The sequence below is a fragment of the Psychrobacter aquimaris genome, from assembly GCF_016107525.1.
In the GTDB taxonomy this organism is placed as follows: Bacteria; Pseudomonadota; Gammaproteobacteria; order Pseudomonadales; family Moraxellaceae; genus Psychrobacter; species Psychrobacter aquimaris.
In genome coordinates this window covers 38,442-54,785 of sequence record NZ_JABASR010000007.1, presented here as the reverse complement: position 1 = coordinate 54,785, position 16,344 = coordinate 38,442, and the positions used below count along the sequence as shown (strand labels likewise).

Annotated in this window: 13 protein-coding genes; 5 read left to right on the top strand and 8 right to left on the bottom strand. The window is 44.2% G+C overall.

Annotated elements, in window-relative coordinates:
* Positions 1–50 precede the first annotated feature (50 nt).
* From lldD to JFC10_RS07670, 3 genes are all read right to left on the bottom strand, one after another.
* On the bottom strand, positions 51–1,193 hold the full coding sequence (lldD, locus tag JFC10_RS07680; protein WP_193013498.1) for an FMN-dependent L-lactate dehydrogenase LldD: 1,143 nt from the start codon (positions 1,191–1,193) through the stop codon (positions 51–53).
* 130 nt (positions 1,194–1,323) lie between these two features.
* Complete coding sequence (gene dld, locus JFC10_RS07675) at positions 1,324–3,030, bottom strand: D-lactate dehydrogenase (RefSeq protein ID WP_198332462.1); 1,707 nt, start codon at positions 3,028–3,030, stop codon at positions 1,324–1,326.
* A 62-nt stretch (positions 3,031–3,092) separates the two neighbouring features.
* Positions 3,093–4,799: an L-lactate permease gene (locus JFC10_RS07670; RefSeq protein ID WP_193013499.1), complete on the bottom strand. Its 1,707-nt coding sequence runs from the start codon at positions 4,797–4,799 to the stop codon at positions 3,093–3,095.
* A gap of 320 nt (positions 4,800–5,119) precedes the next feature.
* Here JFC10_RS07670 and JFC10_RS07665 point away from each other — a divergent pair, with 320 nt between their 5' ends.
* Positions 5,120–6,025, top strand: a complete 906-nt coding sequence (locus tag JFC10_RS07665) for a LysR family transcriptional regulator (protein ID WP_198332339.1) — start codon at positions 5,120–5,122, stop codon at positions 6,023–6,025.
* 219 nt (positions 6,026–6,244) lie between these two features.
* On the top strand, positions 6,245–6,961 hold the full coding sequence (locus JFC10_RS07660; RefSeq protein ID WP_227685986.1) for a phosphatase PAP2 family protein: 717 nt from the start codon (positions 6,245–6,247) through the stop codon (positions 6,959–6,961).
* Between the two features lie 196 nt (positions 6,962–7,157).
* On the opposite strand, the gene JFC10_RS07655 is transcribed toward JFC10_RS07660, so the two are convergent.
* On the bottom strand, positions 7,158–8,015 hold the full coding sequence (locus JFC10_RS07655; protein WP_198332338.1) for a hypothetical protein: 858 nt from the start codon (positions 8,013–8,015) through the stop codon (positions 7,158–7,160).
* Between the two features lie 368 nt (positions 8,016–8,383).
* On the opposite strand from JFC10_RS07655, the gene JFC10_RS07650 reads away from it, so the two are divergent.
* Entirely contained in the window at positions 8,384–8,773 is a 390-nt protein-coding gene (locus JFC10_RS07650) for a tautomerase family protein (protein ID WP_198332337.1), read from the top strand.
* A gap of 136 nt (positions 8,774–8,909) precedes the next feature.
* On the opposite strand, the gene JFC10_RS07645 is transcribed toward JFC10_RS07650, so the two are convergent.
* A complete protein-coding gene (locus JFC10_RS07645; protein ID WP_198332336.1) occupies positions 8,910–9,974 on the bottom strand; it encodes a 2,3-butanediol dehydrogenase in 1,065 nt (354 codons plus the stop codon).
* A gap of 605 nt (positions 9,975–10,579) precedes the next feature.
* Here JFC10_RS07645 and JFC10_RS07640 point away from each other — a divergent pair.
* Both JFC10_RS07640 and JFC10_RS07635 read left to right on the top strand, forming a co-directional pair.
* Positions 10,580–11,521: a homocysteine S-methyltransferase family protein gene (locus tag JFC10_RS07640; RefSeq protein ID WP_198332335.1), complete on the top strand. Its 942-nt coding sequence runs from the start codon at positions 10,580–10,582 to the stop codon at positions 11,519–11,521.
* A gap of 10 nt (positions 11,522–11,531) precedes the next feature.
* Positions 11,532–12,857, top strand: a complete 1,326-nt coding sequence (locus JFC10_RS07635) for a basic amino acid/polyamine antiporter (RefSeq protein WP_198332334.1) — start codon at positions 11,532–11,534, stop codon at positions 12,855–12,857.
* A gap of 103 nt (positions 12,858–12,960) precedes the next feature.
* On the opposite strand, the gene JFC10_RS07630 is transcribed toward JFC10_RS07635, so the two are convergent.
* The 3 genes from JFC10_RS07630 to JFC10_RS07620 form a co-directional block, all read right to left on the bottom strand.
* A complete protein-coding gene (locus tag JFC10_RS07630) occupies positions 12,961–14,502 on the bottom strand; it encodes an ABC transporter ATP-binding protein (RefSeq protein WP_198332333.1) in 1,542 nt (513 codons plus the stop codon).
* The gene (locus tag JFC10_RS07625; RefSeq protein WP_198332332.1) at positions 14,499–15,302 is read right to left on the bottom strand and encodes an ABC transporter permease; all 804 of its coding nucleotides are present in this window, start codon (positions 15,300–15,302) and stop codon (positions 14,499–14,501) included. Before JFC10_RS07625 ends, JFC10_RS07630 begins: the two co-directional genes overlap by 4 nt.
* Positions 15,303–15,398: 96 nt before the next feature.
* Complete coding sequence (locus JFC10_RS07620) at positions 15,399–16,337, bottom strand: ABC transporter permease (protein WP_198332331.1); 939 nt, start codon at positions 16,335–16,337, stop codon at positions 15,399–15,401.
* Positions 16,338–16,344: the final 7 nt, after the last annotated feature.

The following is a 16,344-nucleotide window of genomic DNA, read 5'->3' as shown; positions in this document are numbered from 1 at the left end:
AATATGCGAAGAATTGAGATTAATAAAATATTAATCTCAACAAGCTCGATTTAGTTATTTAATTTCACCAAACAATCTGAATTAATATCAGCAATGGATTGTGCGCCAGTTAGCGTCATCGCTACGCGTATTTCTTTATCCAGCAGTTCAAGCAAATTGGTTACCCCTGCACCACCAGCCGCTGCTAAGGCATATATAAATACTCGCCCTATCATGCAAACATCTGCACCTAAAGCCAGCATGCGCACAATATCCAATCCATTGCGTATGCCAGAGTCTGCTAGAATTTTAATTTGTCCTTTAACAGCATCGGCAATAGGAGGCAGAGCACGCGCACTTGATAAAACCCCGTCCAGCTGTCGTCCACCATGATTAGACACGACTATGCCATCTGCCCCAAAACGCACCGCATCTTTGGCGTCTTCTGTGTCTAAAATACCTTTGATAACCATAGGTCCATCCCAGTATTCACGAATCCAATCTAAATCTCTCCAAGAAATAGAAGGATCAAAATTATTGCCCAACCAGCCTATATAATCTTCCAATCCTGTTGGCTTGCCTAAATAAGTAGAGATATTACCAAGATCGTGCGGACGGCCGTGTATTCCTACATCCCACGCCCATTGCGGATGCATCACAGACTGTAAATAACGGCGCATAGCTGCATTCTTACCACTCATACCAGAATGTGCATCGCGGTAGCGTGCGCCTGGTACTGGCATATCCACCGTAAAGACCAGTGTCGAACACCCTGCGGCTTTGGCACGCTCCAAGGCATTTTTCATAAAGCCTCGGTCCTTTAATACATAAAGCTGAAACCACATAGGACGGTTGATTTTAGGGGCCACTTCCTCAATCGGACAAACTGAAACCGTCGACATGGTAAACGGAATGCCTTTTTTATCCGCTGCCATAGCTGCCTGTACTTCCCCGCGACGTGCATACATACCTGTCAAACCTACTGGTGACAAAGCTACGGGCATAGACAACGTTTCATTAAACAGCTGCGTTTCAAGGCTTAGCTGTGACATATCATTCAATACACGCTGCCTCAGGGAAATTTGTGATAGATCTTCGATATTTCGTTTTAAGGTATGTTCAGCATAGGCGCCGCCATCTATATAATGAAATAAAAATGGTGGCAGTCGGCGCTCGGCAGCGGCTCTGTAGTCGTTTGGAGATGAAATAATCATACGGTTACCCTTTTTATTCTGTTAGATATCTATGTGATTTTTCTAAATGTCTAATTGTGCATAGCTCAGTACTAAACGATGGATACAATTGACTTATTTTTGAAGCAGCAAGTTTAGCCCACACTTGCTATTACACACAGCACGAGCAATTACGTTTAGTTTTCGACATTTTACCAATACCCGGATTAAACGTATTCGTTGGGTCTAGGCTTTTATAAAAGTTCTGTAAATCAGGTTCCGCTTCGTATAAGTGCCCGACATTATGCTCAGCAGGATACTTTGCCCCTCGCTCATTCAATAATGCTAGCATCATCTTTTTGACATGCTTAGCATCACTGCCCTTTTTCAATATATAGTCTTGGTGAAACACATAACAAAAAAAGTGACCGTAATAGAGCTTCTTTTCTAAATGTTGAGCTATTTCTTCAGGTAGCGTTTCAAGCCAGTCTAACTCATTACGTGGTATGGCAATATCAAGCGCTAATATCTCCCCTACCTCTTTTTCATGTATGACTTCATACCTCAATGCGGCACCTGCTGCTGCAAAACGATTTAAAAAGGCGCTTTCTGACTCTTCCTCACTACATTCAAAATAGCTACCGGTTTTTGATGACGCAAAAAAAGTCTTCAAGAAATCTTGTGCTTCCTCTATGCCCTCATCACTCATTTTTAATATTAGGTGATGCTCATATTGGTCGCGGTACTCCAGCATTCGCTTCGGTAAATGCTTTGGAAATATATTGGCGATGAACTGCATGACTTTATCTGTGAAATGCTTTGGCATCCACGACCACTTATGGAACTTTGCGTCCATAGCGCCTTTGATAGAAAACAGTCTAGGTAAAGCATTTGTACCAAGGTGCTTAATACTCAGGAACGTGTCTTTACCGTATTTAGCGGATACATCAAATATATCGCGATGCATATATTCACCAACTTCAGGAATATTTTCAAAGCTCGATAATATCTGCCGTCGCAACTGTGCAAGCTCACTCACACTGTTACTGCCTATATAAAAGGTCTTCTCTCTTGCAGCGGTTGGATAAGTGTCAAGGCGTACGGCAAATACAGCAAGCTTGCCAGCACACCCACTTGCTTCATACAGTCTCCGCTTGTCAGCATTAAAACGACTTGGTGTGCTTGCATTAACATCTTTTACTCTAGTGATGTACTCTTTATCAGATGCCAACTTGCCAGTGTCAGGTAGCTTTCTTTTATCAAAATTACCTGTTTGTAAGTTAGTGAGTATTTCTTCAGGGGTATTTCCTAACTCTACATCTAGGTGATTAACCAACACCAGCTGACCGTGTTTGTTTATTTGTGCAAACAACGCAAGCTCGGTGTAAGCAGGACCCCTTTTCACAAGAGCCCCACCTGAGTTATTAGAAACCCCACCAATAATAGATGCACCTAAAGTTGATGATCCTATGACTGAATGCGGCGCTCTATCTACGGCATTAAGTTGGCTTTGCAACTGGTGTAATGTAGCCCCAGGCAAGCTAATCACTTGCTCGTTGTCGTTCACCAAATACAACTGATTTATGGCAAGGGTATTGATAACAACCACGGGTCTATCGTAGTCATTACCGCTTGGCGTTGAGCCTTCAGTCAGTCCTGTTTTTGCCGCTTGCATGATGATGATGCAGTCGCCTTCTACACACACTTCTAGGCTACGCCAAATCTCAAGCAATGTTTGCGGAAATAAAACGGCTAAGGCATTGCCGCCACCAGAGCGCCACCCCATTCTATAGTGCTCATTTTTCTCTGGATCAGCCTGTACATTACTGGCTCCTAATAAGTTGGTTAGTTTATCTAACACGTGATCAGGACTCAGCATGCCTTGAGAAGCTCGATTTGACGAAGAGATATGACGCTCCTTATCTTGTAATGGTGTGTCACTCATGATGCCAAGGGCCCTTGAAAACCAAAAATGTAAATTGCAGCCATGACGATGATGCCACAGAACAACACATAGTATATGGTGGGTAAAATAGTACGCCTAAGTGTGGCGCCCTCCATACCAAGTAGACCCACTGTGGCTGATGCAGCCACGACGTTATGTATGGCAATCATATTACCGGCTGCTGCACCAACGGCTTGAGCCGCAATGATCAGAGAAGGTGAAACATGTAAGCTCATGGCGGCTTCATACTGGAATTGACTGAACATCATATTAGATACGGTATTAGAGCCCGCGATAAAGGCACCTAACGCACCAATGGTAGCACTAATCAAGGGGAAAACATTGCCAAAAGTACCCGCAAATAACTCTGCACTTGCGACTGGCATACTCGCCACATCTGATAAGTTTACGCCTGAATTAATAAAAATCCTCACCATTGGAATTGTAAAGATAAGTACAAAACCTGCCCCTAACACGGTTTTACCTGATTCTTTAAAGGCATTGTTTAGTGCGCTGACGGGTTTTCTAGTTTGAAGAGCGGCAGCAACCAAAGCACTGATTAGTAACAAGCCGCCTGGTAAATATAAAGGACTAAAGCTGGCACTGATATCTGCCTCACCTAAAATCGAGTTTAGGTCTACTGTCGCACTGTTAAGCAAAGACTGAAAGCCTGTAAATACTCTTGAAAACACCAGTAAGAGGGCAACCAGTAAATAAGGGAACCACGCCATAACGGTGGACATCTCCTTATCACTCAAGGTTGGCGTAATATCTTCTTTACTGACCACTAACTTACCAAGCCATTCACTTGGCCAGCTTTTTTGCGGTTCAAAATCCCATGTGGTTTTTGGTACTAAAAACCCTCTTTTAGCAGCATTAACAACGATAGTAATACTGACCAAACCACCGACCAGTGACGGAAACTCCGGTCCTAAAAAAACACCCGTCAATGTATAAGGAATCGTGAATGCCAAGCCTGCAAAAATAGCAAATGGCCAAATAGCGAAGCCTTCTCTCCAGCTTTTGTTTTTACCAAAAAAGCGAGTGAGCATCATCACCATAAAAAGCGGCATAAACGTACCAATGACACCATGCATGATAGCCACTTGACTGGTAATCAGTTGTAAAAAGTCGCCCCACTGTAGTCCTTCTTGTGCCAGTTGAGCGCTAATGGCCGCTTTATCTAACCCATTATTTACCCCAATAACGATAGGCGTACCGACCGCACCAAATGATACAGGCGTACTTTGTATCATCATTCCCATCAACACCGCACCCAGCGCTGGAAATCCTATCGCCACCAGCAAAGGCGCGGCAATAGCAGCAGCTGTACCAAAACCAGAGGCACCCTCAAGAAAGCAGCCAAAGCACCATGCAATAATAATGGCTTGCACACGCCTATCTGGCGATACATTGGTAAACCCAGCACGGATAACGGCGATTGCACCAGTATTTTTCAATGTATTCAGCAAAAAAATAGCACCAAAGACAATCCACAACACCGAGACAGTTATCACCAAACCCTGAATAATAGATGATGACACTCGGTTAAGCGTCATATCCCATATAAAAATCGCAAGCGCAGCGGTAACAGCTAAAATGATTGGCATTGTTTTTTTGGCCGACCATTGCAAGCCTATAAGAAAAATACCACAGAGAACGATTGGCAGTAATGCCAACAGCCCATATATTGTTTGATTCAAAATTACATCCTTTTGATTGTGTGATCTTCCTTGAGTAAAGCCATTTAAATATTTATTTTTATGACTCAGTTTTTCATGAATCAATGACGACTAGAACATGTTGAACATTCACAGATAAGTACTGCTAATCAATATTAATTTATCAAAGCTGTCTTGCAAACGAAGCCAAAAAGAGCCTCTGCCAGTGCTATGACCAAATACTCAAAATTCCCTAAAATATTCTACGCTTTATTAATAAATTGATATATTGTCTCAAAAGACAATGTTATTTTCTTTTTTTGATATAATCAGAAACACATTACTGCAATTGGAGAACAAGTGTGATCAAAGCTGACGACATGATTTTATTCGTTCAGGTTGTTGAAGAAGAGTCATTTTCTAGAGTCGCTGAAAAATTATCATTGACGAACTCAGTGGTTAGCAAACGTATTGCAAGACTAGAAGAAAGCTTGAATACACAGCTGCTTTACAGAACAACCAGAAAGTTAAGCCTAACCGATGCAGGAAGGACACTTTATAACAAAGCGAAAATTGCTAAATTTGCCTTTCAAGAAGCCGAAAATGCTGTGACAGGTTACGGCGAAGACATGAAAGGCAACATACGTATCACTATGCCAGTGGTGTCTGCTGACTTAGTATTGAGTGAAGCCATTGCCGAATTTTGTAAAAAATACCCTGAAATATCGGTAGATTTACAAATTACCAATCGATTGGTTGATTTGATAGAAGAAGGATTTGATCTGGCAATAAGAACCGCCGAACTTGAAGACTCATCTCTCATTGCAAGGCGCCTTATAGATAGCCAGTGGGTCATATGTGCGACACCAGTCTATTTAGAGCAACATGGTACGCCTCAAATTCCTGAACAGTTACAACATCATGAGTGCTTAGTTTATAAGTTTGATAATACGGCTAACGGCATATGGCCACTATACATAGATGGCGCAGAACAATTACTTCCTGTACAGGGTCGATTTCATAGCAATCATCTTAGTGCCATTAAACGAGCTGCTCTTAGCGATCTAGGTATTGTCTTTTTACCACAAGTACTTGTTTATAATGAACTTCAGCAAAATACGCTCACGCAAATTTTGCAACGTTTTACACGAAAAAAAATGGGGATGTATGCGGTATACCCTAAAGCAAGGCAGCCTGATCAAAAACTGAAACTGCTTGTTACCCATTTACAAGAGTCATTACATCAAAATCAGGCTTATTACTGCTAAGTAAAAGCCTGATTTTGATGTACGTAAAAAAAATTAGTGAAATCAAAAGCTTAACAATAGGTTTCGAGGCTGTAATAGATAAGCACTATGCTAGACTACTTTTATTAAGAGTGTGCTGCAGCAATAATACAGCGCACTCCACGAGTCGCATACTAAGTAAACCTTCTTAGGTAACAATGGCATCACTTTTCTGGCCTGATACTCACCATTTTGACACTCTTGCATATATATATTTTGGCGCTGTTTGCAGGCTTGGTCGAGGATATAGTGGAGGCCGACTCTATTGTGACCACCGATTTGTTTGTATCGCAGCATATGAGTGTGCTGCGCGAATCTGGCATCATAGATTTTTTTATTTTGATCACCAGTTCAAGCTCTACCCCCGTCACCTGTTTGATCATTCTGCTGACAGCAATCCTCTGCGCGGTCGTGCGCCAGCCTTATATCTTGATTGGACTGCTGGTCTCGACCATCGGCAGTACCGCTTTTACTTTTGCGAATAAGATGGCTTTTCAACGTGCCCGCCCGATTGATATTTTATTGCAAGAGCACACCCATTCGTTCCCAAGTGGTCATGCGACTATCAGCATCGCGCTCTATGGATTTCTCGCTTATATGGCGATTCGCTTTAGCCAAAGCTTTATTAACCAAGTGCGGATATTATCGCTCGCGCTTTTATTATGTCTGCTTATAGGGTTGAGTCGAATCGTGTTAAATGAGCATTATCTGAGCGATGTGATGGGTGGATTTTTGGTGGGGACATTATGGCTGACGATTGCCATTAGTATGATGGAATGGCTGACCGCACGGGGGAGAATCGATTGGCGCATTGTATGGTCAGCGCCTCAGCGATATATGGTGTGGTTCAGTATCATTGCTGGGCTGATTGCGACCTTTGTATACGCTACTATCTATCAGTTTCCGCTGCTTGGGTAGTGGTGGAGACTAGAGTGGCTTGGAAGGTATAAAACGCTCAGCGCTTATGACTGGCTAAATGTACTCTTTGATGTCATTACGAAATAAGTTAGGCAATGATCAGAGTTATACCCACGGATCATTAAGAAAATCAAATAGCTCCTGAAATAAAAAGTTAAAAAGCAAAAAAACAGCCGTTTTTTGCATATTATAATGATTACTTGAAGCCTTGATAAAGGTTTCCAGTAACTTCGAAATTATTTTGCTGAAACTCTACCGATGGGATATCAATATGATCTTTTAACCAAGGCCACACTTCATTTGTTTTACCGTTAGCTTGGTGAGCTACGTAGAAAAATGAGATTACGGACTCGATGCAGTTGATGATATTAAAAATAGAATCTTTGAAATATGCCTTATAAAACTCAGTGGAATCGATAGATTTCTGGTGTATTATCTCATTTCTGTACTCTTCAAGAGTAACGAATTGCCCCCACCATTTTTGCTTTTCTACAGCCTTAGTTTCGTACAACTCAGGAAGTATGTATTTAATCTTTGTTTTTAAACTAAGCCACCGTTCAATGGCTACTTTATCGTATGACTCTATGATACCTTTCGAGTTTTTCTTAGCTTGATAAGTATGCCCATGAGGAATACTAAGATTAGCAAATGCTTCTAAAGCAGTATAAGCAAAGACGATTGCAGATTGAATTGCTTCAATGTAGTCGTAAACATCTTGGGAAATAGCACTTATCGCACCTTTTTTATCTCCGGTTAACTTAGTAATATCCAATTCATAGTTACTGCTTTTAAATTTCCCGTCAAAAATCTCTTTTGCTCGATTTGAAGCTTTAGTGCTTACGCTCATCAACATACCGATGTTGTTTGGAACGAAGTAGCTAATCTTTCGAGAACGATTGAGTTTTACGGTGTCGATTTCTTGAATTAACATTGAACCGCTACTATCTTTGGCGAAATGAAACGTGGGCTTCGTCATTCTTACATCAGGTATTTTGTATCCTGCGGGTGTCAAACCAACCACTAATGAACTTTTAGACTTATTAGGACTCTTCATATTAGCTTATCCTTGTTATCCTTTAATATTTATGTGACAGTCAGTTTGTATTACATAATCGTTTATTAGCTTTAAATTACTTGATTTTTATAACGCCAAATAAATGCTTCTTAATCCCAATGATGTTTTTCAATAATATCAACAGAACAAAACTCACCCCAGCCCTAGCATTCCTCAATGATAGACGTTTTTAGTTAGAAAAAGGCTGAATATTGACCGTCCAGCAATGAATATCAAGAAATCATTACGAGAATATCACTGAAGCCAAAGTGGCTATCGATGATGATATCTGCGACTATTATCATTGCATGAGCGCACTGGGCGTCAATGACGATTTGCCATAATTATAATTATATAAGGATAAAAACATGCCACTAGTACGAATAGATGTGACTGAAGGTCGCAGCGACGACGAGCTTAAAATGCTAATGGATACGGTGCAAGACTGTGTCGTGAGCGCGTTTGAAGTGCCTGAGAGAGACCGATATCAAATCGTCACCGAGCATAAGCCCGGACGTATGATTTTGCTCGATACAGGTTTGGGATTTGAGCGCACAGAAGCCGCCATTGTCATTCAAGTATTTACCAGTCCACGCGCAACGGTGATGAAAAAGAAATTTTGTGAGTTGATGGCAGACAAGCTCCAGACACATTGCGCGCTCGACCCAAAAGACTTGTTTATCTCTTTTATGACCAATACTGATGTGGATTGGAGTTTTGGCTATGGTGAAATCCAATATCTGAACGGTAAATTGTAGAGCCGATTTCGATTTTGCCATCACGATATATACAGTCAAAAACTCATAAAAAAAGCGCCATTCTAATAAGATGGCGCTTTTTTTATTCTTATCATCGACTCTATTCTGCAAAGCCAATTTTATTCAAATATATCGCTTATAAATTTGGATTCACAATGATTTTCACCGCAGACTCATTGTTGTGAATAAGCGTTTCAAACCCTTCAGAGATCAAATCATCTAGCTTGATGCGCTGGGTAATAAACGGCTCAAGATCAACCAAACCGTCTTCGACCAGCTTAATGGTATCTTTATGGTTATTCACATAGCCGATGGTGCCGCGAATATCCAGCTCTTTCATCACGACGCTGTGCACGCTGATTTCTGCAGGATGGCTCCAGATAGAGACAATCACCACCACGCCAGCAGGCTTGGTCAGCTCAACTAATGAATCGAGTACTGCATTGACACTGGTACATTCAAACGCCACGTCCGCACCGCGATTGTTGGTAATTTTCATCACTTCTTCGCTCAAGTCCACTTCAGTGGGATCTAAAATATAATCCGCAACGCCGCTATCTTTGGCTTTTTCTTTGCGCTTGGCACTCAGCTCCGTGAGTATGACAGTCAGACCTTTGGCTTTTAAGACCGAGGACAATAATAAACCAATGGGGCCACCACCGCCGACCAACGCGATATCGCCTGCCTTAGCGCCACTACGCACAAAAGCATGATAGCCCACAGATAGCGGCTCAATCAAGGCTGCTTGATCTAATGGAATGTCATTGGAGATCGGATGCACCCAGCGGCGTTTGACGGCGATTTTTTCTGACAACCCGCCACCACGTCCGCCCAAACCGATAAAGTTCATATCCTTTGATAAATGATAGTTCTCCCCTTCGGCAGTAGAGACATCATCAGCGATGATATAAGGCTCAACCACTACATGCTGACCGACTTCGATATCATCGACACCCTCACCTACTTCGTAAACCACGCCTGAGAACTCATGCCCCATCGTGATGGGTGCGGACTCTCCCGAGATGGGATGCGGATGACCGCATGGTGGGATAAAAATAGGCCCTTCCATAAACTCATGCAAATCCGTGCCGCAAATACCGCACCATGCCACATCGATACCGACCGTACCCGGCTCTACGATAGGTTCTGGAATGTCTTCAATACGAATATCACCTTTATCATAAAAACGTGCTGCTTTCATATCATGCTCCTTTGATAAGTGTATACAACGAGGGTTACTCGCTAACATCATGCCCAGATTACAGTTGGGCTGTCAACAATGGCCGCGTGTGCAGTTGTTAAGCGAAAGTAACGCTGATACACACTCTTAGGAAAATAACTGATATCAATGATTATCTGTCATTGCATGACTTTCTATATCAAATGATGATTATTTATAGTCCATAAAACTCTTATGAATACTCTAAGAAAAATAGTAAAAAACACAAACCAAAGTCACAAGAGCAAAGCAGTGGACAAATGGGTTTATCAAATTGTCTCTATATAACTTTTTTAAGTATTTTTTTAGATTTACTAAAGCAAATTTACCACGTAAAAATGATCAAGTAATGCTTAGGTGATTTACGACTGTCATAGGTTTTAATGTAAAACATACATCTAGTAGCGTCCATTACTGGGCTAATTCCTTATAGTGTTGGCTGATATTGATACGCAAATAATAGAATTAAATAATAAAGGTGATAAGTTGTCAGTGTTGCCAAACTTTTGGTTGCATCTGCCCCTCATTACGCCTAGTATTTCGCCCTTCTAAATAATTCTACTATTTACAATAAAGAGGGATGTGTTATGGCAACTAATTCAGTCACTATTATTGACGGCGGTTTGGGACGCGAACTTGCTAAACGCGGCGCGCCATTTCGTCAGCCTGAATGGTCGGCGCTGGCAATGATCGAAGCACCTGAGATCGTCCGTGACGTGCATCGCGCCTTTATCCAAAGCGGCGCAGCAGTCATCACCACCAACAGCTATGCGCTCGTGCCCTTTCATATTGGCGAAGAGCGTTTTGCCAATCAGGCGCAAGAGTTAGCCGCCTCAGCAGGCGAGATGGCACGCGCCGCTGTCGACATGGAAGGCAGCGATACTAAGATTGCAGGTTCAATCCCGCCGCTATTTGGCTCATACCGTGCTGACTTATTTGACGCTGAGCATGTCGAAGATATCGCAACGCCACTTATCAAGGGTTTGAGCAAACATGTGGATTTTTGGCTAGCAGAAACCCAAAGCTTGATCGCAGAGTCGGTTGCGGTACGTGCGCTACTTGATACGCTAGATACCGACAACAAACCGCTATGGGTGTCATTCACGCTAGAAGACAGTGAGCATCTCGATGTACCGCGTCTGCGCTCAGGCGAAACGGTAGAAGAAGCCGTTACCAAAATGGCGGATATCAATGTAGAAGCGATCTTGTTTAACTGCTGTCAGCCAGAAGTGATCGACCAAGCCCTTGATGTGGCGCAAAACGTTTTGCAAGACAAAGATGCTGCACACATCAAACTTGGCGCTTATGCCAATGCTTTCCCACCACAGACAAAAGACGCCACCGCCAATGACGGCCTTGATGAAGTGCGTGACGACCTAACCCCGCCTGCGTATTTGGTCTGGGCAAAGAAATGGCAAACCCAAGGCGCATCACTGATCGGCGGCTGCTGCGGTATTGGCCCTGAGCACATTCAGGAATTGAGCCAGTATTTCACAAGTACTTTGACAACAGGTACTTCGACAAAATAGAGACAGTGCGATGCAAAATCGACAAAAAATTGGGCTAACCATGCTCACCGCCATCGTGTTCAGCTCGATGGTCGGTGCGGGCATTTTTAGCCTACCGCAAAACATGGCCGAAGTGGCAGGCGTGGACGCTATCATCACTGCATGGATCATCACAGGCGTGGGTATTTTGTTCCTCGCAGGCTGCTTTTTGCATTTATCACGCCTGAAGCCTGAACTGGATGGCGGTATTTATACTTATGCCAAAACAGGGTTTGGCGATTTGGCAGGCTTCTTTTCAGCATGGGGTTATTGGCTGTGTGCCACCATTGGTGTGGTGGGTTATTTGGTCGTGGCGTTTGCAGCATTGGGTAGCTTTATTGATACGCCAACTAGTATTGTCTTTGGTGAAGGCAACACGATTGGCGCACTAATTGGTGAATCGATTATCTTATGGTTAGTGCATTATTTGGTACTGCGCGGCGTCAAACAAGCGGCCTTTATTAACCTGCTGGCGACCTTGGCAAAAAGCCTACCGCTGATTGCTTTTATTGTGTTTGCCTATTATGCTTTCGATATGCAGACCTTTAATGCTGACCGCGCAGGTACGACGTTAGAAGTGCCGTTTATGGAGCAGGTCAAAGGGACCATGCTAATTACACTATGGGTATTTACGGGTATCGAAGGCGCGATTGTCTTATCACAGCGCGCCAAAAAGCGTTCTGATATCGGCCGTGCTACTTATATCGGCGTATTGTTCGCGCTGGTGCTGTATATTGCCATCACCCTGCTTTCGCTTGGGGTCATGAGCCGCGTTGATGTGGCGGCACTTAGCAATCCCTCAATGGCAGGCATCATGGCGCAAATGACGGGTGACGTAGGCAAATGGGTCATTAGTATTGGGCTTATCATCTCGGTCTTGGCGTCTTATCTCAGTTGGATTCTCTACTCTGCCGAAGTGCCGTTTACCGCTGCCAAGTACAATGCCTTTCCGCGTATCTTTACTAAGCAAAATGAGCAAGGCACACCGACTGCATCACTGCTGCTGACTAGTGCCACCGTTCAGCTGTGCTTATTGATGATCTTTTTGACGGGTGAGGGTTATAACACCTTAGTGATTATCTCTACCTCGATGATTTTGATTCCTTACTTTTTGGTCGGTGCCTATTTGGTCAAAGTCTCATTTGCGCAGTCAGAGCGCTGGAGCATCAAAGCCATCGGTCTGGGTGCGAGTGTCTACGGTATTTGGCTAATCTATGCGGCTGGCGTGGATAACCTGCTGTTGTCACTCTTGCTCTATATACCGGGATTAGCGATTTATTACTATAGTCGCTATCAAGCAAAGCAGGTGCTAAATTAATCAAGCTCATAGTTATTTATAACAGCGTCTACACAAAAGAACATCGTCAATAAAAAAAGTCCAAAAACCATCGTTTTTGGACTTTTTTGTGCGTTGTCGGCCATTATGACGGTTTAGTAAAGCGTTCTAAGTCAATCACTTGATGGCAGTAATGGCGCATGATGTGATGATCATGGCTGACCATCACTAGCGTGCACTGCTGGGCTTGGCACTGTGTGACCAGCAAATCCAGCGTTTCTCTTTGGGTGATGGGATCGAGTCTGGAAGTAACCTCATCAGCAAACAGCAAAACAGGATTAAAGAGTAATGCGCGCAAAATCGCCACCCGTTGCAACTCCCCGCCCGAGACATTGAGCGCGTTGCGAGTGAGAATCTGCTTATCCAGCTTTAACTTTTCTAATAACTCAGGTACGCGGCTGGCATCTAACCGGTGCTTTTTGATGATATCATTAAGCAAGATTTTCAGTGGTACATGTGAGGCAAAGGCGGCTGGTGGATCTTGATACAGCTTTAGCACTTGATGACGTTTGGGTTTGCTCTGCCATGTGATTGCGCCGCTGGCAGGTTTTAGTAAGCCGCAAAGCGCGTCCCCTAGTGAACTTTTACCAATTCCGCTACCACCAATCACCCCAAGCACTTCAGCGCGCTTGAGACGAAAACTCAACCCCTCAAACAATACCCGCTTACCACGCACTAAGCTCACTTCTTTTGCGGTCAATAAGGGTTGCTCTTCAATGATTGTGCTATTTTTTGCTGGCCAGTTATCAGGCGCGGCAGCGATGAGTTGTTTGGCGTAGTCTGATATCGGTTGGTTCAATACCTGCTCGCCTTTACCTTGCTCAAGCAGTTTGCCTTTTTTCATTACCATGATGCGATCATCAGCACCAACACTCAGCGCTCTTGCCACATCGATATCATGGGTGATGGTAAGCAACGTACCGCCCTCTTTAGCGACGTTTCTTAGCAGATTAATCACCGCTTGTTTGTTGATCTCATCTAAGCCTTTGGTCGGCTCATCCGCGATGACAATATACGCGCCGCCCGAGGTGGCAATCGCAAAAGACGCACGCTGCGCCATACCGCCTGACAGCTCGTGCGGATAGTACGCCGCAAATTTGCCTAGCCCTAGTGCTTCTATCTTCTCTTGTGCCAATTGCTTACTGACCTTGCTGTCTTGCTTGGCAACAAAATACAGGCTCTCCCACACTTGACTGACCACATCCATCGTGGGGTTCAGCGAACGACTTGGCTCTTGTGGCAGCATCGCCATGCGGCGACCCCAATACTCACGCAGTTCCGGCTTAGTTAACGCTTGGTTTTCGATCAAAATATCGCCGCGGCTCACCAGCTCATCAGGCAATGCGCCCATGATGGCTTGCGCTAGCAAACTTTTACCCGACCCTGTTTCACCCAAAATGGTCAGATTTTGGCCTTTGTATAACGTGACACTGATGGGCTCAACCAAACCCAGCCCCGACTTGGTAAACACCGCCAAATCGTTCGTTTTTACCAAGACATTTGCGGCGGCCTTGTCAGCATTGTCAGCATTGTCAGCATTGTCAGCATTGTCAGCATTGTCAGCATTGTCAGCATTGTCAGCATTGTCAGCATTGTCAGCATTGTCTCCTGCAGTATGCGCGATCATTTCATTTTTCCTGAGAGTAATTGTAGGCTTAAGACCAAAATAAAGACGGCAATAATAGGCTGGAGAAACACAAACGGCGCTTGATAGTAATACGGAAACAGCTCCGTCATCATCAGCCCTAGCTCAGCGGTAGGCGGACGCAAACCAACATTGATAAAGCCTAGCGTGGCAAGCGCGAGCACCGCATTGCCTGCCGCAAATGCACTTAAAGTGGCGACAACGGGCAAAATCTTGGGTAAAAAGTGTCGTTTAAAACAATAGAAAAAATCCATACCCATCAGACGCGACGCTTCGATCTCTCGGCTACTGGCAATCGTTTGCGTCATGGCGCGCACCATGCGAAAGAACTCAACCCAGAGCACCAAGGATATACCAAGATAGAGCGACCAAAAGGTGTTGGGTGCAATCGCTGCAAACAATAAGATAAATAGCAACCCCGGTAGCGCCATGATAATGTCACACAAAAAGGTGCATATCTTATCCACCCAGCTACCAAAATAGCCGCTGAGCACACCCATCAACAGTCCAAAAAATAGGGCAAAACCTACCGATAGGACAATCAGTAAAAACGACAAACGAATAGCTGAGGCGACGCGTGCCAGCATATCTCGACCAAAGTGATCGGTGCCAAACCAATGGCTGATACTGGACGATTGCAACATATTTCCAAGGTCTTGTATGTCGGCATCTATCGGATAGTACAGCGGCTGCAAAAACGCAAACACCAATAACAAGATAAGTAGTAGCCCGCCAAATTTTTGTACTGGCTGTAGGGCATGAACCCCGCTAAAAATAGTCATAAAATCATAATTCCTCATGTGGCTTCAGTTTGTGGCTTCAGTTCGTGGTTGCCATTTTGTAATAAGGCTTTTTGATAATGGCTTTGGCAGTAATGATTAACGTGCCAAATCAATACGCGGATCGATCAGACCACTGAGCAAATCCACCACCATATTGAGCACCACAAACATACCGCCCATAATCAACGCGGTACCTTGTATCATCGGCACATCACGCGCGACGATGGCATGCACCAACGCATGACCACTACCAGGCCAAGCAAACAAACTCTCCACAATCACTACCCCTTCAACCAAATACACCAACTGGACTGAGTGATAAGCCAAAATCGGAATAGTCACGTTACGTAGGCCATGCCGACAAAATGCCGTCCATTTATTCAGTCCCTTTAACTGAGCAAAATCATAATATTCAGACGTTTGCACTTGTACCATTGCATGGCGACTGACGCGAACCGATACCGCAGACAGCCCAATTGCCAAGGTCAATGCCGGCAGAATATAATGTTGCGGCGTGCCATAACCTGCAGCGGGTAGCCATTTTATTTGGACGGCGAGTAGCGTGATAAGCGCAATACCAATAATAAAAATAGGCACAGAGCGCAGTACGGTACTCGCCACCAAAGTCAGACGATCAAACCAGCCATTGGGTTTTTGCGCGGCAAGTAAGCCAAGCGGCGGCCCGATAAAAACCGATATCACCAATGCCGCCAATGCTAGGGACAGCGTGTGTCCAAACTGATGCGCAATCTCAGCCCATATAGACTCGCCACTGACCAGCGAATGCCCGAGATTAAACTGAACCAAATCGAGCAGCCAGTCAAAGTAGCTTTGCCACCACGGTTGATCCAGACCAAGCTCTGAGCGCACCAGTGCGGCGGCGGCGGCATCGGTTTGGTCATACCCGTAGCGACTGGCCGCGATGCGGTACGCCATATCACCGGGCAAACTGCGAGTCAGCACAAAGGTCAATGTGCCGACCGACCAGATAACCAAGAGCAGCTGCAGCACTCGATGAGCAATATATTTAAACATAGTTATC